Here is a 23,165-nt window from a genome sequence, read left to right as displayed (position 1 = left end):
AATCGCGTGATCCTCGCCTGGCCCGAGTTCCGGATCGCGGAACGGTGGATTCCGGTAGGCGAGTTGTTCGGCTCGGACGACGTACCCACGAGTGCGTTCACCAACGAAGGAGCTGAGACGCTGTACGACGCGATCGGTCGTACAGGCTTGTCCTGGAGCGGCGGCTGCTCGGACGGCGCTCGGCACGAGCCCGCTAGACCCTCAGCTCACGTACTCCGACAGCGCGGCAGGCGGGCCGGCTGTCATCAGGTGGCGGGCGCGGTGGCTGACTACGAGGGTGCTGATGATGTCGCCTACGAAGATCAGGTGCAGGAGGGTGTGGATCGCGCAGAAGCGTGAGGTGATGGCTCGGTGGCGCATCAATAGGGCGAGCATTGCCAGGCCGTAGATCGAGGTCGGCAGCATCATCAGGTACGTCGTGATGACGGCCCAGACCAGACCGGTCGCGCCGAAGGCGCCGAGGAACACCAGCGCGCCGGGGCCCAGCAAGATCAGCGTTCCGTGGGTGGCGACGATCGGGAGGAACGTGGTCGCGAGTACGGCGATCGCGCAGAGGGCGAAGTTCTGGACGAACAGCGGGATCAGGGCGAACTTGACGATGCTGGCCGATCGCTGCAGTGCGTCGAGGTCGTCCGTCAGGAAGAGGCGGACGGCGGTCCGGAACGTGACCAGCGGCACGACCGGCACAAGCACGAGCAGGACGAACTCCACCGGCGACGCGATCGTCAGCACATAGATCGCATCGCGGACGAACGGCCCGGGCGGATCCATCAGCCAGAAAATCGCGACAAAGGCAAGCCACAGGAGGGCGGCCGACGAGCCCACGATGAGGACGCCGGCCAGCAGGTTCTTCGAGAGCGTTCCCGGCCGGCGCGTGGCGCCCAAGCGGTCCCGGGCGACCTCGACCACCGCGATCGTGCTCGGGACATCGACGACGAACAGGAACTGCAGCACCAGGTTGAGGCCGAAGAAGATCCGCCCGATCTGATCGCTCCGCTTCAACATGACCAGACAGGCCACGCCGTACGCCGACGTCGGCAGCAACACGACGTACGTCAGGATGACGAAGAGCACCGCCACGAGGAACCCGTCGAGACCGAGCCGGTCCCGATCGTTGACGCCGACGATCGCGACTACTTCTGTCAGTGCGACGAAGTTGAACAGGAAGTACGGGACGGCGATGAGCTTCACGAAGTTCGCCGAGTCCTGGGCGGCGGCGAGATCACCGCGTCGCGTCAGGCGCGCGGCGTCCGCAGCGACGACGATCGCCAGTACGACGTAGATCAGGAACCAGGCGCCGAGGACGGCGTACACGACGGTCAGATCACCTGAGTCGTCGATCCTGAACGGTTGCTCGAGTCCGATGCCCGAGGCAACGATGGCGACCAGAACCGCTCCCAGAACGAACGCCGCGCCGAGCGCCTTGGCCGGCCCCGTGATGCTCCCCATGCCCAGCATCCTCGCGGTTGAGCAGGTCATCAGTTGACCAGCGCTGCGATCCATTCGTCGTGATGCTCGGCGATGTACGCCGCGGCCGGACCCCAGTAGTCGGCGTGACCCTCGTCGTACAGGCGTGCCCACGGCTGCTCGCCGGTCTCGTGGCCGCGGATCAACAGGTCGTACTGGCCGCGATCACGTTCCAGGTGACAGCTGACGGCGGCTCGAAGCTCTCCATTGTGTCGTGGAGCGCTCTACCGGCATGTGGTTAATCAGTTGCGGCGGGCAACTAATCGGGTGAGGCCGAGGGATTGGCCGGCGTCGGTGCGGAGCATTTGGGCTTCCTCGCGGCCTGGGGTGCCGGCGTCTTGGTCGCAGGCTTGGTTCCATTGCAGCCAGTCCTGCCAGCCTCCGGGGAGTTGGTCGGCGACGTCGACGGTGACCAGGCCGGTCTTCTCCCAGTGGCGCCGCCACCACGTCGGGCTGTGCCAGGCGCAGAAGTCCCATTTCCAGTACGGCGCGAGGTGCGGTGGGGGAAGCGTCTCGTACTCCGCGACGAGTCCTGGCTGGCTGACGCCGATCTGACCGCCGCGCTTCACGAAGCGTGAGTAGTAGCCGAGGTACAGGTCGTCGGTGCCGAAGTAGTGATACGCACCGATGCTGACGAGCGCGTCGAAGAAGTCCTCAGCGAAAGGCAGAGCGTGGGCTTCGGCGTGGATCGGGTGAACCTGGCCCTCGAGCTGAGCCTCGGCGACGCGGCGCAGGTTCTCGTCGGGCTTGATCCACAGGTCGGTCGCCCACACCTCAACGCCGTACTCCTTAGCCAGAAAGATCGAGCTGAGCGCGGTCCCACACCCCATATCAAGCACTCGCATCCCCGGCTCAAGCCCCATCACCTCGCTCAACGCCTCCGCCTGCCACACAGGATTAGGCCCCATCCCACCCTCAACCATCCACCGCCCCGAGTACGCCGCAGCCCGCGGGTAACGCCCGTTCCTCAGCAACACGTCAAGCTCGGCATCATCCATGCCACGCGAGTCTCCGAGGCCCCCGCACCCGAGGCAACCGGTTATTCGCCGGCCGGTAGCGTGCCGTGGATGCAGGATCCGCCGCCCGCCCGACCGCTCGGCCCCGATGCCGAGGGCCAATGGGTCCGCCGCTGGACTTCACCCGAGTGGACGCAGGTCGCCGACGCTTGGGTCGGCCATCGGCTCGTCGAGCTTGGTCGCCGGATCAGCGGCGTACCCGTCACCTACCGCGCTCGCTTCTGGTCGGTCGTGCGCTGCTATCCGACCGTCGAGGGTCTGGTGTGGCTCAAGGAGAACAACCCCGGCCACCGATTCGAGCCCGCACTGGTCGCCGCGTTGGCCCGACTCGCGCCGTACGACGTCATCGTGCCGCTCGCCGTCGATCGCGAACGCCGTTGGCTGCTGACGGACGATCAAGGTACGACGCTGACGCATGCCGATGTTGCTGATCAGCGGGTCCGTTGCATCGTCGTCCGCGCGCTGGCCCGCCTCCAATGCAAGATCCTCGGCCGCGTCGACCTGACGGAGTACGACGGGATGGTCGAGCTCGCACCCCGCGCCGCCGGTGACCGCGTGCGTGCCGTGGCGGAGGAATGGTCGCCGCTCCAGTTCGATCCGGAGCTGCTGAAACGAGCCGCGCGCGCCGCCGACGTACTCGACCGACGAACCGCGTCCCTCAGCGACACCGTCCCGCTCGACCTGGAACTCAACGACATCTACCCGGCGAACATCTTCGCCGGCCGCTCCACCGGCGTACTCCGCTCCCGCTTCTTCGACTTCGGCAACGCCCTCCGAGCCCACCCGTTCGTCTCCCTACACGGCTTCCTCGACGCGGTCACAGACTGGACCCAAGCCCCTCTGTCCCACCGAGACCGCGACGAACTGCACACCACCTACCTCACCGTTTGGCGAGACCACCTGGACGCCGACCCCCACGTACTCCGCACCGACCTCGCCGCCACCCAGGCCCTCACCAACGTCCACCGCCTCGCCTCCTGGCACCGCCTACTCCCCCACGCCGACCCCGTCGAACTCCGATCCCGCGCCGAAATCCCCCACAACTACCTCACCGCAATCGCCGCACTCGCCACCGACTGAATGGTTGATCCACGGCAACTCCACCGACGAGGATTCGCGGCGAGAAGATTCTTTTGGGGGGTTGTCGATCTTGGGGTTGGTTGTTCGACCTGGGGGTAGTGCGGGCCGGGTGGCGGTTCGTGGGACTAGGAGAGTGTGATGGCGAAGTACATGCTGATCATGCGGGGTACTGACGAGTCGAATGCGGCGGTGATGGCCGGGTTCGAGGAGTTGGCGGCTTCGACGTACCAGTTCATCGAGGAGTTGATGAAGGCCGGGGTGTTCATCGCGGCCGAGGGGCTGGATGACGCGGCCGAGAGTGTCGTCATCGACTTCAGCGGGGAGGCGCCGGTGGTGACGGACGGGCCGTACGGCGAGACGAAGGAGCTGTTCGGGGGCTATTTCATGCTCGACGTCGCGTCGAAGCAGGAGGCGGTCGAGTGGGCCAAGCGGCTGCCGTCGGTCGCCGGATCCAAGATCGAGGTACGGCGGGTTGCCGGCGAGGACGAGCGGCCGCCGGGCCACGAGGATTCCACCGAGGCCGGCGCGGAGTCCGCGGAAGCTGGGGCCGGCCGGGTCTGATGGATGCGGCGGATGTCGAGGCGGTCTGGCGGATCGAGTCGGCGCGGATCGTTGCCGCGCTGACCCGGTTCACCGGGGATTTCGCGTTGGCGGAGGACGCCGCGCAGGAGGCGGTGGCCGAAGCGCTGATGTCGTGGCCGCGTACCCCGCCGGACAGTCCGGCCGGCTGGCTGATGGCCACGGCGCGGCGCAGGGCGATCGACGCGATTCGCCGCCGTACTGCGCTGAAGGACCGGTACGCGATGCTGGCAGCCGACCCGGTCGTCGACGAGGACATCGACCCGGACCGGATCGACGACGACATCCTGGCCCTGATGTTCATCAGCTGCCACCCGGTGCTCTCGCCCGAGGCCCGGGTGGCGCTGACCCTGCGTGTGGTCGCCGGCCTGTCGTCGGAGCAGATCGCCCGCGCGTTCCTGGTACCCGTACCGACCGTGCAGGCCCGCATCACCCGCGCGAAGAAGACGATCGCGGTAGCCGGCGTACCGTTCGAGCTGCCGCCGGCCGATGAGCGCCGGGAGCGGCTGGGCGGCGTACTCAGCGTCATCTACGTGATCTTCACCGAGGGATCGACAGCCACGTCGGGTGACCTGCTGGTACGCCGGGACGTCGCGTACGAGGCGATCCGCCTGACCCGCACACTGGCCGCACTGCTGCCGGACGAGCCGGAGGTGCACGGCCTACTCGCGCTGTGCGAGCTGACTGCCGCGCGCTTCCCGGCGCGTACCGGCCCGGATGGTTCGCCGATCCTGCTGGAGGACCAGGACCGGCAGCGATGGGACTTCTCGGCGATCCAGCGCGGTCTGGCGTCGCTGGCCAAGGCGTCGGTGCGCGGCCTCGGCCCGTACGGCTTGCAGGCCGCGATCGCCGCCGTACATGCGTCTGCCCCGACCGTCGAAGCAACCGATTGGGACCGGATCGTGGTGCTCTACGAGGCCCTCGGCCGCGTCGCGCCCTCGCCGATCGTCGAGCTCAACCAGGCCGTAGCGGTCGCCATGGCCTCCGGTCCGGCAGAAGCCCTGGTCATGGTCGACGAGCTCGTCGCCTCGGACCGGCTCCCCGGCTCGCATCTGGTCCCGACCGTACGCGGCGAACTCCTCACCCGCCTCGGCCGCCTCCCCGAAGCCCGCGCCGAGCTCGAGCTGGCAGCCCGACTCTGCACCAACGAACGCGAACGCTCAGTACTGCTGGACAAAGCGGCGGCGCTGGACTGACAAGCTATTCGCCCGTGGCGCCGTCGATGCGCTCACGGAGGAAATCCGCGTGGCCGTTGTGGCGTGCGTACTCCTCGATCATGTGCAGGTAGATCCACCGCAGCGTGTAGTCCTCGCCGGGGCTGACCGCGTCGAGGCTGAGCCCCGCCACCGCCGTACGCGAGCGGGCGACACTCGCCTGATAGCTGGCCAGGTCGTCCGCGGCCCGCGTGACGTCGACGATGTCACCGCTGTTCCTCGCGCCGGGCACGTAGTCCCAGAAGTACAGGTGGTCCGGCTGATCGTCGTACTCGTGGAACCAGGCCTCGACGCCGGACAGATGCCGAACGAGCCCGAGCAACGACAGCGTCGAGGGCGGCACCGATCGCATCGCGAGCTGCTCAGGCGTCAGCCCGCCGCACTTCTGCAGCAGCGTCGTGCGCTGGTAGTCGAGGCGGTCATCAAGAGCGGACCGCTCGTCGACCGGGTTGATCGGTGGTTCGGGCCGCTCGGGCGTGGTCCATGTCGACATGCCGGCGAGATTACGTGCGAGTTGACCTCACTGCCACCGAGTTCTGCGGCTATGGGACGTAAACGAGATAGGGGCGGAATCGGAACGCCGTCCCATCATCTTCGGAGACCGCGACCTCCAGAACGAGGTCGCTGCGACCTTGCTCAGCAGTCCATAGGTCGACGAGACAGTCCCAGCGGTCGCCTTGCCACATCGCGACTGAGGTGGCCCAAGTGGCCTCAGGGAGCCGGATCAGCGTGGCCGATCCATAGTCCGCGACAGTCTCACGGCATTGGTTCGACACATCTTCGGAGATCGGATCAACACTCTCGAGGCCCTCGCCGATGCGGGCGTCTCCTCGAATCAGGGAGTCAACGATCGCCCCAAGGGTGTCTCGCCAAACGTGGGGTACGGGGGTCTGGACTTCGTCCATTAGAGGCGTCACTTCCGCGGCCATCTGAAAAAGGGTAGTGCGGCCGGGGGACAATCGATGGGTGAAGAAGCCTGAGGCCGAGCCCGTGGTTGCGCGCAACCGGAAGGCTGCGCATGACTATCAGCTGGGCGAGTCCTGGGAGGCGGGGATCGTGCTGGAGGGGCCGGAGGTGAAGGCGCTCCGGGCCGGGCGGGCGTCGCTGGTCGGCGGGTTCGCCCAGGTCGAGAACCGCGAGATCTGGCTGCACGGCGTACACATCCCGCAGTACTCGCAGTCCCGCTGGTTCAACGGCGGCTCTCGCCGCAAGCGGAAGCTCCTGCTGCACCGTGCCCAGATCGACAAGATCGAGCGCAGGGTCAACGAGAGCGGCCTGACGATCGTCCCGGTGCTCCTGTACTTCAAGGACGGCCGCGCGAAGGTCGAGATCGCCCTTGCCCGCGGCAAGAAAACCTGGGACAAACGGAACGCACTCGCCGAACGCGAGGCGACCCGCGAGGTCGAGCGCGCGGTCAACCGCCGCCTGAAGGGCCGCTCGGACTGATCCCTTGTTAGCGTGCGCTGATGGATGACCTGGGACCCGTGGCCTGGCCGCCGGCGCCGATCAAGACCGAACGGCTCGTACTACGAGAGTCCGAGGCGCGCGACCGTACGGCGTTCATCGAGCTCCTCGCCTCGCCCGAGGTGAACACGTACCTCGGCGTCCCCGCCCACGCGACGAACTCGAACGCGAGGCCCCCGCGATCCCCGAGCGCTGGAGTACGGACTGGTCTTCAGCGCCAGCTTGCTATTATCTGATTGGATAAGGGGGCTGAGAGTATGGACAAAGACAGTCAAGCGGTCAGCGAACTGCTCAACTGCGCGCTCGCCGAGAGCGGGCTGTCTCAGGCCGCGTTCGCCCATGCACTCCGCACATCTGCTTCCCGCTTGTCCACCTACCGTTCCGGCCGGACCAAGCCGACAGCGCAGTTCGTTGTGCGGGCTGGACGGATTGCTCATGCGCTTCATGAGGCACGCGCGCATCGGATCATGACTGCCCCAGCCACAGCCACGGCTATCCGCGAGGCGAGCGACGAGGACTGGGCATGGCGGATGATGCTCCAGGGCCGTGACCACCTGCGCCTATTACTGCATCGCCAAGACGGCTCTGAAGCTGCCTGGGAGGCAGCACCGGGCCCAACTGGCCATGCAGGCTTCGACACACTCCTCGCTGCCCTCGCTGCTCACGAATTCGAGGCAGCAGGCGAGGAGCTGCCTGAGTGGACCAATGTCGAGGCGCTCCTGGACCCCTGGATCCCCGAGCATCCGTTCCTGGAGCGCGACGAGGTCATCGAGCAAACACCGGAGTACCTGTCGCGGCTGAACGTCTTCGTCCCTGAACGCGACCTGGTGACTGCATGAGTGACGAGCGCAGCGAATTCAGTGCCGCGGAGATCGTCGACCTCCTCGCCGAGCTCGACAAGCGGCTGAAGAAGCGCGGGACCTCCGCATCGGTCTTTGTCGTCGGCGGGGCTGCGATCGCGGTCACCTCGAACGACAATCCGCGCCGAACGGAGGACATCGACGCCATCACCCGCGACGGAGGCAGCTCGCCAACCATCACTCCCGATCGACAGGCCAGATACCTGTGGATCGGGCTAGACCTCGAGCCACAGGCAGCCCGGACCGCGGCCCATCTCACGAGCAAAGCTAGTGGAGGAGTGGTGCGCGATCATGGCCCGCATGCCGTCGGAGCCCGACACAACGCGGATGGTCCGGCCCGCGTCAGCCACGCGGGTCCGCGGTGACTTCTATCTGCGACCAGCGATCGACTGTGCGACCGAGTTTCTCGGCAAGGTCTTGGTACGGCGTACGGCGGGTGGTCGCGTCGCGGGCGTGATCCGGGACGTCGAGTCGTATCCGGCCTTCGTGGACGACGTTCACCACGGGAACAAGAGGACGCCGCGAACCACAGTGATGTGGGAGGCAGGCGGCGTCGCGTACGTCTATCTGGTCTACGGGATGTGGCATCAGTTCGCCGCCGTTGTGAATCAGGCTGATGTACCCGACGTGGTGTTCATCCGCGGCGTCGTGCCCGTCGAAGGCATCGACCTGATGACCGCCCAGTGGGACAAGCCGCGCGCAGTCACCAACCTGACCAACTCACCGGGCAAGCTCTGCAAGTCATTCCAGATCACCACAGACCTGTACGGCGCGGACCTCACTGCCGACGAACTCTTCCTCGAGGACTGGGGCATCCCGATCAACCCAGCCGACATCCACACCACCACCCGCGTCGGCATCAGCACACAACACGACGGCCACGATGCCCCACTCAGGTACCACCTCACGCCCAAGCGTTCCGGGTAGCCGCCAAGCTTGTCGGGGGCCTCGCCCTAGTCCCACCTCGCCAAGGTGGCTGCGGGAGGTTCGCGGTGGGCCAGGCTCAGGCTGGTTTTGGTCGGCGGATCAGCTGGTAGGCCTTGCAGCCCAAGCACAGCCCGGTGAACGCGTTGAGGGCTGCCACGACGAAGGCGAGAGCGGTGAGGCCGTAGCCGGCGACCTCGACGCCGACCACAAAGGTAATCAGCGCCAGAGCGGTGAACACGAACCCGACGAACTGGGCGAATCTCGGCGGCCGAGCGTCCTCCAACCTGGCCGGCGCTCCGATCCGCGGCCAGATGACACGGGCGAAGATCTGCGCCCACAACGACCACTGAAAACTCACGAACGCAGTGAACCCGAACAAGGCGACCTGGGAGGCAAGCAGGCCGAGCCCCACGGGTCGAGCATGATCAACGATCAGCAGTACGACGGCGAGCACCATCGCTGTGGCCCCGGCGCTGAACCGCAACAGCCGCGGATCGACCTGCCCGCGCAACGGGCACGCGCCAATACCGCTGCTACCCATGCGGTTCTCCGAAACTGAGATGCCAGCTAGCCCGATCCAAGTCAGCGTACCCAGCCCACGCGGGCGAAACGAGACGCTAGCCGAGCGGTTGAGCAGACTCGGCGGGCACAAAGTTGGTCGGGACAATCTGTGGCAGGCTCTGGGCATGGCTGGGACGAAGCTAGAGCATGTCCGCGCGAACGTGACTGACCTTAATGCTGCCGTCGACTGGTACACGACGATCCTCGACTTCGAGGTGGAGGCTTACTGGCCGCCGGATGCACCGAACTACGCGCACTTCGTGACGCAGTCCGGTGCGACGTTCGCAGTGATGGAGGCCGAGGGTCGGGGCGGGCGGTTCAATTTCACCGTTGACGACCCGGACACCTTGTGGAACAAGGTCAAAGACCAAGTCGTCATCGTCGAGCCGCTGTTCGACACTCCCTACGGAACGCGGAAGTTCACGATCGCGGACCCTGACGGCAACGAGCTGGGCTTCGTGCGCAACGGATGAGCTGGTCGCCGCATCTGCAGGCATCATCCGGGCAGGGAGGGAGTGCTGGGGTGGGGAATGAAGCCGTTGGTTCGAGTTCGACACGGCTGATCACGTTGCGAGGCAACAGCGGGTCGGGGAAGTCGGTGGTGGCCGCCGCCATCCGTGCCGCGCGCCCAGTTGGCACGGTTGCCATCCTCGGACAGGACCTCATCAGGCGCGACGTCCTGGGAACTGGCGACGACGCAGCAGGCCACCCGATCGGGCTCATCGACGTTGCTGGGAGGTACCTGCTGGAGCGAGGTCTCGATGTGATCATCGAGGGGATTCTGAACGCGAAGTGGTACTCACAGGCCCTGCCACGCCTGGTTGCAGATCATCGCGGCGTGTCTCGCAGCTACATCTACGATCTGTCCTTCGAGGAAACCGTCCGCAGGCACGCGACAAAGCCAGTCGCGACGGCCTTCGGTGAAGCCGAGATGCGCCAGTGGTACCGCGGACTCCAACCGATCGCGGACCTCGACGAAAGCGTCATCACAGCAGACGACAGCCTGGACGCCACGGTTGCACGCATCCTCAAAGACTGCTGGCCGTCGGACTCCTAGGGAGGGCCAGTCACCACGGCTGCCTCCGCGACCGGTGAATGTGCGCACGGTCGCGGAGGTTGCCGGAGGCATCAGCCGCAGCAGCCTGACGACTTGGTGGTTTCGTCCTCGATGACGGTCAGCAGGCCGCCGCTGATACCGGTGGCTAATCCGCGACCGGCAGGAGCGGAGACCTCGACCGCCCGGGGAGCGGGTCCGCAGCAACCGCCGGCCTCGTCAGCCGTACCGCCGTAGGCGAGGTTGGATGAGCAAACGCCGGTCTCTGGGAGGTCGAGCTGGACGTCTCGCGCGGCCTCCCAGTCTCCGGCCAGGGCGGCGACGACCGAGCGGGCCTGTTCGTAGCCGGTCGCGAGGAGGAACGTCGGGGCGCGGCCGTAGGACTTGGCGCCGATTGCGTAGTACCCGGGCTCTGGGTGTGCGAGCTCGTCGACGCCGTGCGGCGGGACCGTGCCGCAGGAGTGTTTGTTGGGGTCGATCAGCGGTGCCAGCGCGCGGGTTGAACCCAGGATCGGGTCCAGGTCCAGGCGCAGTTCGGAGACCATGTCGTGGTCCGGACGGAAGCCTGTCGAGTTGATCACGGTGTCGGCCACCACCTCACGCTCCCCGGACGTGAGTTGCACCCTGCCGCCGGTGCGCCCGATTGCCTCGATCCGGAACGAGCTGACCAGCTCGACATGGCCGGACTGCACCAGCTTTTTGAGCCGGGACCCCAGCGCGCCGCGGGCGGGCAGTTCGTCGGCCTCGCCGCCGCCGTACGTGCGCGCCTGGTCGGTCCCCCGCACCACCCAGACAATCTCGGTGCCCGGTACCTCGTCGGCGAGCTGACCGAGGTCGAGCAGCGTGGTCGCGGCCGAGTGACCGGCGCCGACGACGGCGGTACGACGACCCGCGAAGCGGTCCCGGTCGACGCCGAGGACGTCGGGCAGGGCGTGTGCAATGCCTTCAGCCTCGAGCTCGCCGCGGGCCGGGATACCAGACCCGCCGAGCACGTTCGGCTTCCGCCAGGTGCCGGCCGCGTCAATCACGGCTGACGCCAGCAACTCGCTCCCGTCAGCGAGCCGGATCAGGAACGGCGCCGCATCGCGACCGGTGGTACGGATGCGGTCGAACCCAACCCGCGTCACGGCAACCACTTGGGCGTCGTAGCGGATGCGGTCGTTCAGCTCGGGCGTCTTGGTCAGCGGCGCGAGGTACGAGTCGATGAGGTCGCCGCCGGTGGGGAGCTTGGCCAAGTCGGGTTCGATCCAGCCGGATTGTTCGAGCAGGCGGCGAGCCGCGGAGTCGATGTCGTAGCGCCACGGGCTGAACAGCTTCACGTGCCGCCATTCCTCGATCGCCGCCGCGACACTCGGTCCGGACTCCAGTACGGCGAAGTCCACGCCGCGCTCGGCGAGGTGCGCGGCTGCCGCAAGACCGACCGGCCCCGCTCCGATGACGACGACCGGCGCCCCTGTCTGCTCGCTCACGATCCCAACTCCCTATCTAGAAGATCATCGAAACAACAGCAGCTTGCCTCTTGATTCGATAAGAGTCAAGATAGACCCATGTCGAAACAAGAGATCGCGTTGACGCCCGTCGCGGGCGCAGGCTGCTGCGCGCCGATCTCCGACACAGCTCTCGACGCGGCGGGAGCCGCCGAGGGCGCAGCGGTGTTCAAGGCGCTCGCCGATCCGATCCGGCTCCGGCTTTTCTCGATCATCACTTCCGCGAGTGACGAGGTCTGCGTCTGTGATCTGACGCCCCAGTTCGACGTCAGCGGACCGACCATCTCGCATCACCTCAAGGTGCTCCGGGAGGCCGGTTTGGTCGACTGCGAGCGGCGCGGCACGTGGGTCTACTACTGGCCCGTGCCCGAGAAGCTGCGGTGGATCGCCGGCCTTCTCGCCGTACCGGAAGCCGCTTCGACGCACTGACCCGGGGCTCGCCTGGCGTGCGGTCGCTGACGTTTGACTCCTAGCAGTAGCTCAGTGATTATTGAGTCAATGAACACTGAGCGATTCACCCGGGGACAGCGAGCCCGCATCCACGCGGCGCTCGGCGATCCGGCGCGGCTGGCGATCGTCGACACCCTGGTTGCAGGCGATGCCGCGCCCGGTGAGCTCGGGGCCGCCCTGGACCTGCCGACGAATCTCGTCGCGCATCACCTCAAGGTGCTCGAAGACGCCGGCCTCGTCGTACGAACACGCTCCGAGGGCGACCGACGACGTACCTATGTCCGGCTCGAACCGGACGCGCTGGCCGCGATCGCCACACCCGCGCTGATCGCCGCGAAGCGTGTCGTGTTCGTCTGCACGCAGAACTCGGCCCGGTCTCAGTTGGCCGCAGCGATCTGGTCCCGACGCAGCCATGTACCGGCTGTCTCCGCCGGCACCGAACCTGCCGAGCGCGTACACCCCCGGGCGATCAAGGTCGCGCGCCGCCACGGCCTCGACCCCTCCGGCTGGCACACGAGCCACCTCCGCGAAGTTGCGAAGGGCAATGACCTTCTCATCGCCGTCTGCGACAACGCCCACGAACACCTGCCCAGCAGCCAACGACCGCAGCTGCACTGGTCCATCCCCGACCCGGCGCCGATCGACACCGACGCAGCCTTCGAAGCCGCGTACGCCGAACTCGCCGACCGCATCGACCGGCTCGCACCGGCACTCACCACCAGGAGCAAGCGATGACCGAAGTAGCTTGCCCACCTCGCGACGACCGGTTTATCGCCGTACTGGTGAGTCGCGGATGAGCCACGCACAGCCGCTCTGGCGCCGCGCTCTCGCCGAAGGACTTGGCACTGGACTGCTCGTGACGGTGGTGGTCGGCTCCGGGATTGCGGCCGCCAAGCTCTCGCCGAGCGACACAGGGTTACAGCTGCTGGAGAACTCCTTCGCGACCGCGCTCGGGCTCGCCGTACTGATCCTGATGTTCGGGCCGGTCTCCGGTGCGCACTTCAATCCTGTCGTGTCCCTTGTCGACTGGTGGTTCGGCCAACGTTCCGGGACTGGACTCACCGCGCGTGACCTGGTCGCCTACCTCCCGGCCCAGGTCGGCGGCGGCGTCCTCGGGGCGATCCTGGCGAACCTCATGTACGGCGAAACCGCCGTGTCCTGGTCGACCACGCACAGATCCACCGGCCACCTCTACATCGGCGAGACCGTCGCCACCGCCGGCCTGATCCTGCTGATCTTCGCGCTCGCCCGGACCGGCCGCGCCGCGTTGGCGCCTGCCGCGGTCGGCGCGTACATCGGTGCGGCGTACTGGTTCACGTCCTCGACCTCGTTCGCCAACCCGGCGGTCACCATCGGACGCGCCTTCAGCGACACGTTCGCCGGCATCGCGCCCGGATCCGTCCCCGGCTTCATCGCCTTCCAGATCCTCGGGGCCGTCCTCGGCGCAGGCGCAGTCGCGGTCCTCTACCCCGACGCAGGCAAAGCCGCCGACGACGTCGTCACACCTCACACGACCGCAGGAGCATCCTCGTGAGCAAACCCACCGTCCTCTTCGTCTGCGTCCACAACGCCGGCCGCTCCCAGATGGCTGCCGGCTGGCTCCGTTCCCTGGCCGGCAACGAGGTCGACGTACTGTCAGCAGGCTCCGAACCCGGCAACCAGATCAACCCCGTCGCCGTCGAGGCAATGCGCGAGGTCGGCATCGACATCACCGCGAACACACCGCGCCTCCTGTCGATCGACGACGTACAGGCCAGCGACGTCGTGATCACAATGGGCTGCGGCGACGCCTGCCCCTTCTTCCCCGGCAAACGCTACGAAGACTGGAAACTCACCGACCCGGCGGGCCAACCCATCGAGGTCGTCCGCCAAGTCCGCGACGAAATCCGCACCCACATCGAAACCCTCCTCGACGAACTCCGGGTCAGCCACCCCTGAACGCCCAAAAGCCCAGACCAGCGAACTGACCCTGGGGCGGCAAGCACGACAGCCGCCCTCTCTGCTGTTGCCCCCGGACACACAAAAGCCCAGGTCAGAGAGTGTCTGCCTGGGCCTTCGATTTGCGCGCTCGGAGGGATTCGAACCCCCAACCTTCTGATCCGTAGTCAGATGCTCTATCCGTTGAGCTACGAGCGCTGGACAACGTCGAGTAACGATACATGGAGGGGGTGGGTGTAGGCCAATCGGCTCTGGAGGGCGGCGCGGTGTCGGGTACAGCGGGGGTTTTGAGCCCTACGATCCGCGCATGGGTATCGAGGATTTGCTGGGCGGGCGGGATCTCGGGGACGTGAAGAAGGCGGTCGGGTTCGTGATGGAGAACTCGGACGACTTCCAGAAGGTGCTCGAGCTCGTGCGGGGGTTGCCGGACGGGGCGGTCGGGTTCATCGGGCAGTTGCCGGAGCTGCTGAAGACGATCGGGACCGGGCTGGCGGAGGCCGGTGAGCAGGCGGCGAAGGCGGCCGGGGCGCTGGTCGGGGACGACGGCGAAGGCGGCGCCCGGAAGGCGCTGACCGGGAGCGCGGGCACGATGAACGCCGCCAAGGACCGGCTGAAGGACGCGTCCGGGATGCTGGCCGGGCTGGCGGGCGAGCTGGACAAGATCCCTGGGATCGGGGATGCAGCGGCGAAGAAGCTGAACGACGGGAGCGGGCAGATCGGCGCGGTGGCGACCGAGGTCGAGAGCCTGGCCGGCAATCTGCGGGACCTGTCGGACATCCTCGGCACGGTCGGGGATGCGCTGAAGGGCCTGGGCACAAAGCTCACCGAGTCCGGCGGGTCGGTGAAGACGCTGCTGAGTTAGTCGGGCGTACGCCGGGGCGCGGTTCCCGTACGACGGAGCGCCTGTGAGGTTCCCGTACGACGGCCTACCACCGGGCTGATCCCGCTGTCAGGCCGGCCGGGCGGTCGGGTGCCGTTGGCAACCATGTGCAGGCAGACGCGGCTCCACGGGACACGTGATGGACGAGCGACGGCAGGCCGCCACAGCCAGCTCGCCCAGCAGGAGCACACGCCGCCAGGCGGCAGCCGACGTGGCGATAGCTGCAAACCGCGCGTAGCGCATGCGTGGGGAACACATCACCAGCTGACCCGCTGGAACCGGGCTTGGGCGGTTTGCGTCTAAGGGTGGTTGCCTGATCGGTTAGGGAGGACCTCCGCGTGGTTAAGGTCGCGGGCATGGGTAGTCGACTGGTGCGGGGTACGGCGATCGGGTGTGGGGTGGCTGCGATTGCGGGTGGGGGGATCGGGTGGGCGGTCGGCGAGCCGGTGACGCCCGCGGACATCGTGGCGGCGCGGACGATGCCGTCGGACTTGTGTGCGCGGATCGGGGACGTCTCGAGCCTGTTGCCTAAGGCATCGAGTGGGCCGGTGACGATGACGCAGGTTGGGAGTACGACGATCACCTGCGAGGCGGGCAGCTCCCGGGCGAAGGTCCGCGCGTTCACGGCCGCGAGCGTGAAGGTCAGCATCACGCCGTACGGCGGGCAGGACGCCGGCGCCGGGAACAAACCGTTCACGCCGACGCAGACCGCGAAGAAGGTCTTCACGCGATCGCCGATGAAGACACTCAACGAGGACCGCCCGTACCCGACCAAGTTCAGCCACACCCCTAGCGGCATGGCCGGCGAATCGTGGGCCGTACACGTGCTCGTGCAGCGCGCCGACATCGTCGTACAGGTGGACTACACAGCCAACCCGGTGGAAGCGGACGTGGCGCAGAAGGCAGCGTTGGCGCTGGCGGACCGCGCCATCTGGGAGAGCAAGTGAGTACGCCGGAGATCCCCGGCTATCAGCTGGATCAGCGACTGCTCCAGCACCCGCTCGCCGAGTTGTGGCACGGCCGCACGTTCACCGGCATGGAGATCATCGCGCTCGTGCTGAGCGAGGACGGCGCGCGCGACGAGACAGTCGTGGAGCGACTGACCCGCGCGAGCCGCGACGCCGCGCTGGTGCCGGGCCAGCAGGAGACCCCGCTCTGGGCGGCCAACTTCAACTCCAGCCGCCCGTACGCGATCACCCAGCTGATCCCCGGGCAGACCGGCGCGGAGCGGCTGATCGACCCGCTCGACGGGATCATCGGGAACGACGACGTGTCCCTGCAGGCGATCCGCCGGCAACTCAGCGGGTACGGCGCAATGCCACCGGACCTCCCGCAAGCAGACAGCATCCCGTCCTACGCCGACCGCCCGCACCAACCGCAGACACAGCAACCGCAGACACAGGCCGAGACCGAGCAGTCGAAGATCGACGTCGCCCGCCAGTACAGCCGCAAGATCGGCTCCTGGATCTACGCCGTCGTGGCGGTCGTCGTCCTGATCGTCTTCAGCATCACGTATTCGATCGGCTCCGCGATCGGCAGCGCCGTGAAGAAGGACGATCCGGTCGAGGTCGCGGCGCCCGCGGTCAGCCCGGAGGCGATCCCGGCCAAGGTCCTGATCCCGCCGATCAACATTGTCACGACAGCGCCGTACAAACGTCCCGACGGATCGCCCGGCCTGTTCGGCGCGACGTACGCCGCCGGCGCGGATCTCCAGGTCGTCGCGAACGCCGAGCTGCCGTTCGCGATCGGCTGGCCGCGGCCGCCGCAGGTGATCCGGCTGGGTGAGTCCTCGCAGCTGATCCTGCGGAAGGTCGTCACCGCGACCGAGTACGACCCGGCGAACGGCCTGAAGAACTCGTTCCAGGCGCAGGTCGCGCTGCACCCGTGCGTGAGTCTGGCGCAGTGCCTGGCCGACCGGCCCTCGTTCGACCAGCTGTGGACGAAGATCTACAAGACGACCGCGCCGGCGACTGCGAAGGACGCGCGGACCTGGCTGACGGTGTCGACCAAGGCGCCGTACACGATCACGATGACGCACGCGTTCCTGAGCGGCGGGCAGTGGTGGCTCGTCGGCGCGATGGTCTACGGACAGGTGGCCGAGGCGCCGGACGTCCAGCGGGTCGTCAACGACATCTGGCGCCAGACCAGTTGATCGACCGCAAAATCTGCTGAACGGCCCGCGCGAACAGCGCGGGCCGTTCTCATTTTCACAAGCTCCACCGGAAAGCGATTGTCGCGGAAACTTTGTGACCGGGTTCACGTTCTAGCGGTTCACAGCCCCGGGGTCGTTCGCGTACCGTAGTACCACTTGCACACTGGTATACGTCCACTGGACGCACTGGTATGCGAGCGACTACACCGCCAGCCAGCTGCATCGAACCGCCGGAGACCCCGGCGGCCGGACGCCGTACCCGCCTTTCAGCGTCGAGGGGCCGAACGTCGCCGGGCCCGACAGCCGAGAGGGAATGAGCCGCGAATGACGACGACCGCCAGCCCGACCCATACCGAGACCGCCACCTCAGCAGCCACCAAGGACCCCCTCCCCGGCGAAAATCCGACGCCGTACGACCTGACCACGGCCCCGACGCAGCACGCCGGCCTGCTCAACTGGGTGGCCGAGGTCGCCGAGCTCACCCAGCCCGACCGGATCCACTGGGTCGACGGGTCGGACGCGGAGTACGCGACGCTGACGAACGAGCTGATCGCGGCCGGCACGATGGTCCGGCTGAACGAGGAGAAGAAGCCGAACTCGTTCTGGGTTCGCACGGATCCGAGTGACGTCGCGCGGGTCGAGCAGCGCACGTTCATCTGCTCCGCGGAGGAGAAGGACGCCGGTCCGACCAACAACTGGATGGACCCGGCGCAGATGAAGGCGCTGATGACGGAGCTGTACCGCGGCTCGATGCGCGGCCGGACGATGTACGTCGTCCCATTCTGCATGGGCCCGCTGACGGCCGAGAAGCCGATGTTCGGTGTCGAGATCACCGACTCGGCGTACGTCGTCGCGTCGATGCGCATCATGTGCCGCACCGGCGCCGAGGTACTGACAAAGCTCGGCGAGGACGCGCCGTACGTGCCCTGCCTGCACTCGGTCGGCGCACCGCTCGAGCCGGGCCAGAAGGACGTGCCGTGGCCGTGCAACGACGAGAAGTACATCGTGCAGTTCCCCGAGGAGCGGGCGATCTGGTCCTACGGCTCCGGGTACGGCGGTAACTCGCTGCTGGGCAAGAAGTGCTACTCGCTGCGGATCGCGTCCGCGATGGCCCGCGACGAAGGCTGGCTGGCCGAGCACATGCTGATCCTGAAGCTGATCTCGCCGGAGAAGAAGGTGCATTACGTCGCGGCCGCGTTCCCGAGCGCCTGCGGCAAGACCAACCTGGCGATGCTCGATCCGACGCTGGAGGGCTGGGAGGTCGAGACGCTCGGCGACGACATCGCCTGGATGCGGTTCGGCAAGGACGGCCGGCTGTACGCCGTGAACCCGGAGTTCGGCCTGTTCGGTGTTGCCCCCGGCACCGGTTGGAAGACGAACCCGAACGCGATGCGCACGATCGAGAAGGGCAACTCGGTCTTCACCAACGTCGCGCTGACCGACGACGGCGATGTCTGGTGGGAGGGCTACTCGCCGACCCCGCCGGACCACCTGACCGACTGGAAGGGCCGCGAGTGGACGCCGGACAACGGCGAGCTGTCGAGCCACCCGAACAGCCGGTTCTGCACGCCGATCAAGCAGTGCCCGATCATCGCCGACGAGTACGACGACCCGAACGGCGTACCGATCTCCGCGATCATCTTCGGCGGCCGTCGCGCCACCACGGTCCCGCTGGTGACCGAGTCGCGCGACTGGGCGCACGGGGTGTTCATGGGCGCGACGCTGTCGTCCGAGACCACCGCGGCCGCGGTCGGCCAGGTCGGCGTCGTACGGCGCGACCCGATGGCGATGCTGCCGTTCCTCGGGTACGACGCCGGGCAGTACTTCGACCACTGGCTGACCGTCGGCAAGCAGCACGACGCCGCCCAGCTGCCGAAGATCTTCTACGTGAACTGGTTCCGCAAGGACGAGGCGGGCAAGTTCGTCTGGCCGGGCTTCGGTGAGAACAGCCGCGTGCTGAAGTGGGTCATCGACCGGATCGAGGGCCAGGCCGACGCGATCGAGACGCCGATCGGCCGGGTGCCGGCCGCCGACGCGCTCGACGTTGCCGGGCTGGACATGACCGCGCAGGACCTCGAGATCGCGCTCGACGTCGACGCCGAGGAGTGGAAGGCCGAGATCCCGCTGATCGAGGAGTGGTTCGCCAAGCTCGGCGACACCGTCCCGACCGAGCTCAAGGTCGAGCTGGACAACCTGAAGGCCCGGCTGGGCTGATGGACTCTGGCCGCCGAGTCGGAAGCCGGCGGCCGGACCGACAGCGCGGTGCCCCGGATCACCTGCCGGGGCGCCGCGCTGTACTTTCGGCCAGCACCCGCTGGACCTCGTCGTCGCTCACCGACGAGAAGTCGCGGTACGCCTGCCCGACCGCGTTGAAGTACCGCGGGATCCACACGCACACCACCTGATCAGCGATCCTCGCCAGCCGCCGGCAGCTCTCCACACCTCCCACCGGTACGGCGACGATCACGCGCGCCGGCCGCTGACGGCGTACCGCTTCCACCGCTGCTCGCATTGTCGAGCCGGTAGCCAGCCCGTCGTCGACGAGGATCACCACCCGATCCCGTACGTCGATCGGCGGCCGATCCCCGCGGTACGCCGATTCGCGCCGGCGCAGCTCGAGGACCTCGCGCCGTCGTACCTCGTCCATCGCGGCCGCGTCGACGTCCCGCGCGATCTGCTCGTTGCGCACGACATGCAATTCCTCGCCGACGCCCGCGATCGCGCCCATCGCCAGCTCCGGCTGCCCCGGCAACCCCAGCTTGCGCACGATCAACACGTCGAGCTCCGCGCCGAGGGCATCCGCGACCGGCGCCGCGACCGGTATGCCGCCGCGCGCAAGCCCGAGCACCAGGACCGAACCGGCAACCTGTCCGAGCTCGTCGGCCAGCGCCTCGCCCGCAGCCGTCCGATCGAAATACGGCCTCCTCATCCCGCCATGATCCAACTACGTTGACCCCATGCGAATCCCTGAGACCGCGCGAGCCGGAGGAGTAGCACCATGGGCATGAAAATCGGTGTGATGCTCCCCCTCGGCGCAGGAGACGGCCCCAACGGCGGCATGCCGACCTGGAACGACGTCCGAGCAGTAGCCGAGGCGGCCGAGCAAGGCGGACTGGATTCGGTCTGGATCGCCGACCACTTCCTCTACCGCGACCCCCAGGACCAGATCTACGGCATGCACGAGTCCTGGACCCTCCTGACCGCGGTAGCCGCGGTCACCTCCCGGGTAGAACTCGGAAACATGGTCCTGTGCGCGTCATTCCGAGACCCCGGTCTAACCGCCAAAATGGCCGCAACCCTCGACGAGGTATCCGCCGGAAGACTAATCCTCGGCGTAGGCGCCGGCTGGCACGACCCCGAATACGAAGCATTCGGCCTGCCGACCGATCACCGCGTAGGCCGTTTCGAGGAATGGCTCGAAATCGTCGCGAGAATGGTGCGCGGAGAGACAGTCACCTACGAAGGCACCTATTACAAGGTGAAGGACGCAAACCTAGACCCGGCCCCACCCCACCGCATCCCGATTCTCATCGCCGGCCACCGCCCCCGCATGATGCGCCTGACCGCCCAATGGGCCGACCTGTACAACACCGCCTGGTACGGCACCCCCAACGAAAAGCTCGAGGAGCGCCTGGAAACCCTCCGCCAAGCAACAGAAGCAGCAGGCAGCTCAGTAACCGCCACCGCAGGCATCATCGTCCGAGACCCAGACCAACCAGTAGCCGAACCAAGCCCCAACGCAATCCCGGTAAAAGACCTGCCAGAAGCAATCACGGCCTACGAAAAACTAGGCGTGGAACACCTGATCATCTCCCCAGAACCAATGACCCCACAAACGGTCGAGCAAATCGCACAAGCAAAGGCCTAATAACAACAAGGCCAGCCAAGCAAGAACCCCGGGGGCCCCGCACGGGGAACGCAATCCGGGGGTCCGGGGGCGGAGCCCTCCGGGCGGGGCCTGGGGGTTGCACCCCCAGAAAAGGCCGGAGCTCCCCGTCTGCGCTTTCTGCAGACAGGGAGCTCCCAGAGCGGAGGCGGCGGGATTTGAACCCGCGAGAGGGGATTACCCTCAACCCGCTTAGCAGGCGGGCGCCATCGACCGGACTAGGCGACGCCTCCTCCGACGATCCCCACGTGGGGGACACGACGACGGCCAAGACTATCTGCTCGACCGGTCCGGCGGCAAAGCGGGTGGGTCGACACTCTCGGTGGCGAGGGCCTCACGTTGGGGCAGTAGCCCAGGGCCCCTGTAATGTGGCGACATCGACGGGGGTCGCCAGCATCACGCGTCAACCAACTTGGTGTGGTGGGCGTCTGAAGTACCGTGGGCCGCTGCGTGCGGCGCACGGATGGGTCGCCACGTCGTCGATCAGGGAACGGAGCTATGTCGCGGAGTACTCGCGCAGCCGGTCGGAGGGCAGCGCCTCGTGCCAGCCGGTCCCGGGCTCGTTCGCACCGGACCAGGACGGCCTCGAAGGCGATCGGCCTGACCCTGCTCAGCGCCCTGGTGCCGGGTTCCGGCCTCTTGATGGGCGGCCGGAAGAAGCTCGGCGCGTTCGTGCTGACGATCAGCGTCGGCCTGCTGCTGATCGCGGCGTACGTCGGTCTCACGCAGCGCGACTCGGTGCTTGCGCTCGCGGTGTCGCCGCGGCAGTTGCTGATCGCGACCGGCGCCGTCGTACTGCTCGGCGGCCTGTGGATCTGGGTCGTGGTCGCGTCCCACAAGTTGATCCGCCCGGTCAGCATGACGTACACGGGCCGGCTGGCGGGCTCGCTGTTCGTCGGGTTGCTGTGTTTCGGGATCGCCGTACCGACGACCGTCGCGGCGCAGACCGTGATGGCGCAGCGCGACCTGGTCGGCAGCGTGTTCCAGTCCGAGGGCAATTCGAAGAGCGCGACCCGGCCGAAGGTGAGCAACGCGAAGGACCCGTGGGCGAACACCCCGCGGCTGAACCTGCTGCTGCTGGGCGCCGACGACGGCGTGGGCCGGACCGGCGTGCGGACCGACACGGTGATCGTTGCCTCGATCGACACCAAGACCGGTGACACCGCGCTGATCTCGCTGAGCCGCAACTGGATGCGGATGCCGTTCCCGGAGGACTCGCCGCTGCACAAGATCTACCCGGACGGGTTCTACGACCCGAACGGTCCGGCCGAGCAGCCGGAGTACTACCTGGACTCGATGTACGACAACATCCCGAAGGCGCATCCCGGGGTGCTGGGCCAGACCGACAACATGGGCGCCGATGTGGTGAAGCTGGCCGCGAGTGCGGCGCTCGGCCTGGACATCGACTACTACATGCAGGTCAACCTGGCCGGTTTCCGGCAGATCATCGACGCGCTGGGCGGCATCACGGTGAACGTGAACTACCGGGTGCCGATCGGTGGCGACTACGGCGAGGGGCCGGGGTCGAACAGCGAGAAGAAGCCGAGCGGCTACATCGAGCCGGGGCCGAACCAGAAGCTCGACGGGTACCACGCGCTGTGGTTCGCCCGCGGCCGGTACGGGCTGAGCGACCCGTCGCGGCAGGAGCGGCAGCGCTGCACGATCCACGCGCTGGTCAGCAGCGCGAACCCGCAGGCGCTGGTGACGTCGTACCAGCAGATCGCGAAGGCCGGTAAGCAGCTGCTGCGGACCGACATCCCGCTGGACATCTTGGGGGCCTTCACGCAGCTCGCGCTGAAGGTGAAGAACGCCAAGGTCACCAACATCGACCTGGACAAGAGCAAGAACTTCCCGACCGGCCAGAACCCGAACTACTCGGCGATGCGCGAGATCATCCAGAAGGCCCTCAGCGCGCAGACCACGCCGGTCGCCTCGACCCCGACGGTCAAGCCGACCAAGAAGCCGACCAGCGGGACGACGAAGAAGCCGACGCCGACCAAGACCACCCCGACCACCCCGGGGACGGCGGAGAACCTGAACGACGCGTGCGCCTACAACCCGAGCCAGACCGGAAACTGAGACAAATTCGGTTGGTTGAACCCCAGCGGCGGAATCATTACGACTCAACGAGATCGAGTCACACCTGGGGG

General features: G+C 67.2%; 27 protein-coding genes and 2 tRNA genes. 19 read left to right on the top strand and 10 right to left on the bottom strand.

What is annotated here, in order from left to right:
• Positions 1-201 precede the first annotated feature (201 nt).
• The 3 genes from EV645_RS21280 to EV645_RS21275 all read right to left on the bottom strand — a co-directional run bounded on the left by EV645_RS21280 (position 202) and on the right by EV645_RS21275 (position 2,465).
• The gene (locus EV645_RS21280; RefSeq protein WP_130445724.1) at positions 202-1,449 is read right to left on the bottom strand and encodes a DUF6652 family protein; all 1,248 of its coding nucleotides are present in this window, start codon (positions 1,447-1,449) and stop codon (positions 202-204) included.
• A 29-nt stretch (positions 1,450-1,478) separates the two neighbouring features.
• Complete coding sequence (locus EV645_RS43205) at positions 1,479-1,613, bottom strand: hypothetical protein (protein WP_277877070.1); 135 nt, start codon at positions 1,611-1,613, stop codon at positions 1,479-1,481.
• 96 nt (positions 1,614-1,709) lie between these two features.
• The gene (locus EV645_RS21275) at positions 1,710-2,465 is read right to left on the bottom strand and encodes an SAM-dependent methyltransferase (RefSeq protein WP_130445723.1); all 756 of its coding nucleotides are present in this window, start codon (positions 2,463-2,465) and stop codon (positions 1,710-1,712) included.
• 69 nt (positions 2,466-2,534) lie between these two features.
• Here EV645_RS21275 and EV645_RS21270 point away from each other — a divergent pair, with 69 nt between their 5' ends.
• The 3 genes from EV645_RS21270 to EV645_RS21260 all read left to right on the top strand — a co-directional run bounded on the left by EV645_RS21270 (position 2,535) and on the right by EV645_RS21260 (position 5,338).
• A complete protein-coding gene (locus EV645_RS21270; RefSeq protein ID WP_130445722.1) occupies positions 2,535-3,563 on the top strand; it encodes a hypothetical protein in 1,029 nt (342 codons plus the stop codon).
• Positions 3,564-3,701: 138 nt separating this feature from the next.
• Positions 3,702-4,124, top strand: a complete 423-nt coding sequence (locus EV645_RS21265; RefSeq protein ID WP_130445721.1) for a YciI family protein — start codon at positions 3,702-3,704, stop codon at positions 4,122-4,124.
• The gene (locus tag EV645_RS21260; RefSeq protein ID WP_130445720.1) at positions 4,124-5,338 is read left to right on the top strand and encodes an RNA polymerase sigma factor; all 1,215 of its coding nucleotides are present in this window, start codon (positions 4,124-4,126) and stop codon (positions 5,336-5,338) included. The genes EV645_RS21265 and EV645_RS21260 overlap by 1 nt, the downstream gene beginning before the upstream one ends.
• Before the next feature lie 4 nt (positions 5,339-5,342).
• On the opposite strand, the gene EV645_RS21255 is transcribed toward EV645_RS21260, so the two are convergent.
• The gene (locus tag EV645_RS21255; protein ID WP_130445719.1) at positions 5,343-5,849 is read right to left on the bottom strand and encodes a DinB family protein; all 507 of its coding nucleotides are present in this window, start codon (positions 5,847-5,849) and stop codon (positions 5,343-5,345) included.
• 49 nt (positions 5,850-5,898) lie between these two features.
• Positions 5,899-6,261 carry a DUF7668 domain-containing protein gene (locus tag EV645_RS43390; protein ID WP_422386640.1) on the bottom strand — a complete coding sequence of 121 codons (363 nt, stop codon included), beginning with the start codon at positions 6,259-6,261 and terminating at the stop codon, positions 5,899-5,901.
• 61 nt (positions 6,262-6,322) lie between these two features.
• On the opposite strand from EV645_RS43390, the gene smpB reads away from it, so the two are divergent.
• The 4 genes from smpB (at position 6,323) to EV645_RS21230 (ending at position 8,607) form a co-directional block, all read left to right on the top strand.
• On the top strand, positions 6,323-6,802 hold the full coding sequence (gene smpB / locus EV645_RS21250) for an SsrA-binding protein SmpB (RefSeq protein WP_130445718.1): 480 nt from the start codon (positions 6,323-6,325) through the stop codon (positions 6,800-6,802).
• Positions 6,803-7,077: 275 nt separating this feature from the next.
• Positions 7,078-7,659, top strand: a complete 582-nt coding sequence (locus EV645_RS21240) for a helix-turn-helix domain-containing protein (RefSeq protein ID WP_130445717.1) — start codon at positions 7,078-7,080, stop codon at positions 7,657-7,659.
• The gene (locus EV645_RS21235) at positions 7,656-8,045 is read left to right on the top strand and encodes a hypothetical protein (protein WP_130445716.1); all 390 of its coding nucleotides are present in this window, start codon (positions 7,656-7,658) and stop codon (positions 8,043-8,045) included. The genes EV645_RS21240 and EV645_RS21235 overlap by 4 nt, the downstream gene beginning before the upstream one ends.
• Positions 7,981-8,607 carry a DNA-3-methyladenine glycosylase gene (locus tag EV645_RS21230; RefSeq protein WP_198681763.1) on the top strand — a complete coding sequence of 209 codons (627 nt, stop codon included), beginning with the start codon at positions 7,981-7,983 and terminating at the stop codon, positions 8,605-8,607. Before EV645_RS21235 ends, EV645_RS21230 begins: the two co-directional genes overlap by 65 nt.
• A gap of 76 nt (positions 8,608-8,683) precedes the next feature.
• Here the strand turns inward: EV645_RS21230 and EV645_RS21225 are convergent, their stop codons facing one another.
• On the bottom strand, positions 8,684-9,148 hold the full coding sequence (locus EV645_RS21225) for a DUF4395 domain-containing protein (protein WP_130445714.1): 465 nt from the start codon (positions 9,146-9,148) through the stop codon (positions 8,684-8,686).
• Positions 9,149-9,293: 145 nt separating this feature from the next.
• Here EV645_RS21225 and EV645_RS21220 point away from each other — a divergent pair, with 145 nt between their 5' ends.
• On the top strand, positions 9,294-9,641 hold the full coding sequence (locus EV645_RS21220) for a VOC family protein (protein WP_157997121.1): 348 nt from the start codon (positions 9,294-9,296) through the stop codon (positions 9,639-9,641).
• A gap of 128 nt (positions 9,642-9,769) precedes the next feature.
• Positions 9,770-10,225, top strand: coding sequence for a kinase (locus tag EV645_RS21215; RefSeq protein WP_198681762.1), 456 nt, complete (start codon positions 9,770-9,772; stop codon positions 10,223-10,225).
• A gap of 71 nt (positions 10,226-10,296) precedes the next feature.
• Here EV645_RS21215 and EV645_RS21210 read toward each other — a convergent pair whose 3' ends face one another.
• Complete coding sequence (locus tag EV645_RS21210; protein ID WP_130445712.1) at positions 10,297-11,691, bottom strand: FAD-dependent oxidoreductase; 1,395 nt, start codon at positions 11,689-11,691, stop codon at positions 10,297-10,299.
• A 78-nt stretch (positions 11,692-11,769) separates the two neighbouring features.
• On the opposite strand from EV645_RS21210, the gene EV645_RS21205 reads away from it, so the two are divergent.
• The 4 genes from EV645_RS21205 (at position 11,770) to EV645_RS21190 (ending at position 14,097) form a co-directional block, all read left to right on the top strand.
• Positions 11,770-12,138, top strand: a complete 369-nt coding sequence (locus tag EV645_RS21205; RefSeq protein WP_130445711.1) for an ArsR/SmtB family transcription factor — start codon at positions 11,770-11,772, stop codon at positions 12,136-12,138.
• A gap of 69 nt (positions 12,139-12,207) precedes the next feature.
• Positions 12,208-12,894: an arsenate reductase/protein-tyrosine-phosphatase family protein gene (locus EV645_RS21200; protein ID WP_130445710.1), complete on the top strand. Its 687-nt coding sequence runs from the start codon at positions 12,208-12,210 to the stop codon at positions 12,892-12,894.
• 58 nt (positions 12,895-12,952) lie between these two features.
• Entirely contained in the window at positions 12,953-13,693 is a 741-nt protein-coding gene (locus EV645_RS21195; RefSeq protein WP_130445709.1) for an aquaporin, read from the top strand.
• On the top strand, positions 13,690-14,097 hold the full coding sequence (locus EV645_RS21190; protein WP_422386634.1) for an arsenate reductase ArsC: 408 nt from the start codon (positions 13,690-13,692) through the stop codon (positions 14,095-14,097). Before EV645_RS21195 ends, EV645_RS21190 begins: the two co-directional genes overlap by 4 nt.
• Positions 14,098-14,222: 125 nt before the next feature.
• Here EV645_RS21190 and EV645_RS21185 read toward each other — a convergent pair.
• A tRNA-Arg gene (locus EV645_RS21185) sits at positions 14,223-14,295 on the bottom strand.
• 109 nt (positions 14,296-14,404) lie between these two features.
• On the opposite strand from EV645_RS21185, the gene EV645_RS21180 reads away from it, so the two are divergent.
• From EV645_RS21180 to EV645_RS21165, 4 genes are all read left to right on the top strand, one after another.
• Complete coding sequence (locus tag EV645_RS21180) at positions 14,405-14,959, top strand: hypothetical protein (protein ID WP_130445707.1); 555 nt, start codon at positions 14,405-14,407, stop codon at positions 14,957-14,959.
• Between the two features lie 374 nt (positions 14,960-15,333).
• On the top strand, positions 15,334-15,924 hold the full coding sequence (locus EV645_RS21175; protein ID WP_130445706.1) for a hypothetical protein: 591 nt from the start codon (positions 15,334-15,336) through the stop codon (positions 15,922-15,924).
• On the top strand, positions 15,921-17,129 hold the full coding sequence (locus tag EV645_RS21170) for a hypothetical protein (protein WP_130445705.1): 1,209 nt from the start codon (positions 15,921-15,923) through the stop codon (positions 17,127-17,129). Before EV645_RS21175 ends, EV645_RS21170 begins: the two co-directional genes overlap by 4 nt.
• 324 nt (positions 17,130-17,453) lie before the next feature.
• Complete coding sequence (locus tag EV645_RS21165; protein ID WP_130445704.1) at positions 17,454-19,343, top strand: phosphoenolpyruvate carboxykinase (GTP); 1,890 nt, start codon at positions 17,454-17,456, stop codon at positions 19,341-19,343.
• A 58-nt stretch (positions 19,344-19,401) separates the two neighbouring features.
• Here EV645_RS21165 and EV645_RS21160 read toward each other — a convergent pair whose 3' ends face one another.
• Positions 19,402-20,058, bottom strand: a complete 657-nt coding sequence (locus EV645_RS21160; RefSeq protein ID WP_130445703.1) for a phosphoribosyltransferase — start codon at positions 20,056-20,058, stop codon at positions 19,402-19,404.
• Between the two features lie 69 nt (positions 20,059-20,127).
• Between EV645_RS21160 and EV645_RS21155 the strand changes: the two genes are divergently transcribed.
• Positions 20,128-20,997, top strand: a complete 870-nt coding sequence (locus EV645_RS21155; protein ID WP_130445702.1) for an LLM class flavin-dependent oxidoreductase — start codon at positions 20,128-20,130, stop codon at positions 20,995-20,997.
• Positions 20,998-21,158: 161 nt separating this feature from the next.
• Here the strand turns inward: EV645_RS21155 and EV645_RS21150 are convergent.
• Positions 21,159-21,248: transfer RNA gene (locus EV645_RS21150), tRNA-Ser, on the bottom strand.
• A 265-nt stretch (positions 21,249-21,513) separates the two neighbouring features.
• Here EV645_RS21150 and EV645_RS21145 point away from each other — a divergent pair.
• Positions 21,514-23,094, top strand: a complete 1,581-nt coding sequence (locus tag EV645_RS21145) for an LCP family glycopolymer transferase (RefSeq protein ID WP_130445701.1) — start codon at positions 21,514-21,516, stop codon at positions 23,092-23,094.
• The last annotated feature ends 71 nt before the right edge of the window (positions 23,095-23,165 follow it).

The organism is Kribbella rubisoli, assembly GCF_004217145.1.
Taxonomy (GTDB): domain Bacteria; phylum Actinomycetota; class Actinomycetes; order Propionibacteriales; family Kribbellaceae; genus Kribbella; species Kribbella rubisoli.
This window is presented reverse-complemented; position numbering and strand designations above follow the sequence as displayed.

Coding starts and splice junctions, on each gene's coding strand:
- EV645_RS21265 (WP_130445721.1), top strand. CDS start 3,702: ATGGCGAAGTACATGCTGATCATGCGGGGTACTGACGAGTCGAATGCG.
- EV645_RS21225 (WP_130445714.1), bottom strand. CDS start 9,148: ATGGGTAGCAGCGGTATTGGCGCGTGCCCGTTGCGCGGGCAGGTCGAT.
- EV645_RS21195 (WP_130445709.1), top strand. CDS start 12,953: ATGAGCCACGCACAGCCGCTCTGGCGCCGCGCTCTCGCCGAAGGACTT.
- EV645_RS21230 (WP_198681763.1), top strand. CDS start 7,981: ATGCCGTCGGAGCCCGACACAACGCGGATGGTCCGGCCCGCGTCAGCC.
- EV645_RS21240 (WP_130445717.1), top strand. CDS start 7,078: ATGGACAAAGACAGTCAAGCGGTCAGCGAACTGCTCAACTGCGCGCTC.
- EV645_RS21205 (WP_130445711.1), top strand. CDS start 11,770: ATGTCGAAACAAGAGATCGCGTTGACGCCCGTCGCGGGCGCAGGCTGC.
- EV645_RS21200 (WP_130445710.1), top strand. CDS start 12,208: ATGAACACTGAGCGATTCACCCGGGGACAGCGAGCCCGCATCCACGCG.
- EV645_RS21220 (WP_157997121.1), top strand. CDS start 9,294: ATGGCTGGGACGAAGCTAGAGCATGTCCGCGCGAACGTGACTGACCTT.
- EV645_RS21255 (WP_130445719.1), bottom strand. CDS start 5,849: ATGTCGACATGGACCACGCCCGAGCGGCCCGAACCACCGATCAACCCG.
- EV645_RS21260 (WP_130445720.1), top strand. CDS start 4,124: ATGGATGCGGCGGATGTCGAGGCGGTCTGGCGGATCGAGTCGGCGCGG.
- EV645_RS21235 (WP_130445716.1), top strand. CDS start 7,656: ATGAGTGACGAGCGCAGCGAATTCAGTGCCGCGGAGATCGTCGACCTC.
- EV645_RS21160 (WP_130445703.1), bottom strand. CDS start 20,058: ATGAGGAGGCCGTATTTCGATCGGACGGCTGCGGGCGAGGCGCTGGCC.
- EV645_RS21280 (WP_130445724.1), bottom strand. CDS start 1,449: ATGGGGAGCATCACGGGGCCGGCCAAGGCGCTCGGCGCGGCGTTCGTT.
- EV645_RS21180 (WP_130445707.1), top strand. CDS start 14,405: ATGGGTATCGAGGATTTGCTGGGCGGGCGGGATCTCGGGGACGTGAAG.
- EV645_RS21145 (WP_130445701.1), top strand. CDS start 21,514: ATGTCGCGGAGTACTCGCGCAGCCGGTCGGAGGGCAGCGCCTCGTGCC.
- EV645_RS21175 (WP_130445706.1), top strand. CDS start 15,334: ATGGGTAGTCGACTGGTGCGGGGTACGGCGATCGGGTGTGGGGTGGCT.
- EV645_RS21270 (WP_130445722.1), top strand. CDS start 2,535: ATGCAGGATCCGCCGCCCGCCCGACCGCTCGGCCCCGATGCCGAGGGC.
- EV645_RS21155 (WP_130445702.1), top strand. CDS start 20,128: ATGGGCATGAAAATCGGTGTGATGCTCCCCCTCGGCGCAGGAGACGGC.
- EV645_RS43390 (WP_422386640.1), bottom strand. CDS start 6,261: ATGGACGAAGTCCAGACCCCCGTACCCCACGTTTGGCGAGACACCCTT.
- EV645_RS21275 (WP_130445723.1), bottom strand. CDS start 2,465: ATGGATGATGCCGAGCTTGACGTGTTGCTGAGGAACGGGCGTTACCCG.
- EV645_RS21165 (WP_130445704.1), top strand. CDS start 17,454: ATGACGACGACCGCCAGCCCGACCCATACCGAGACCGCCACCTCAGCA.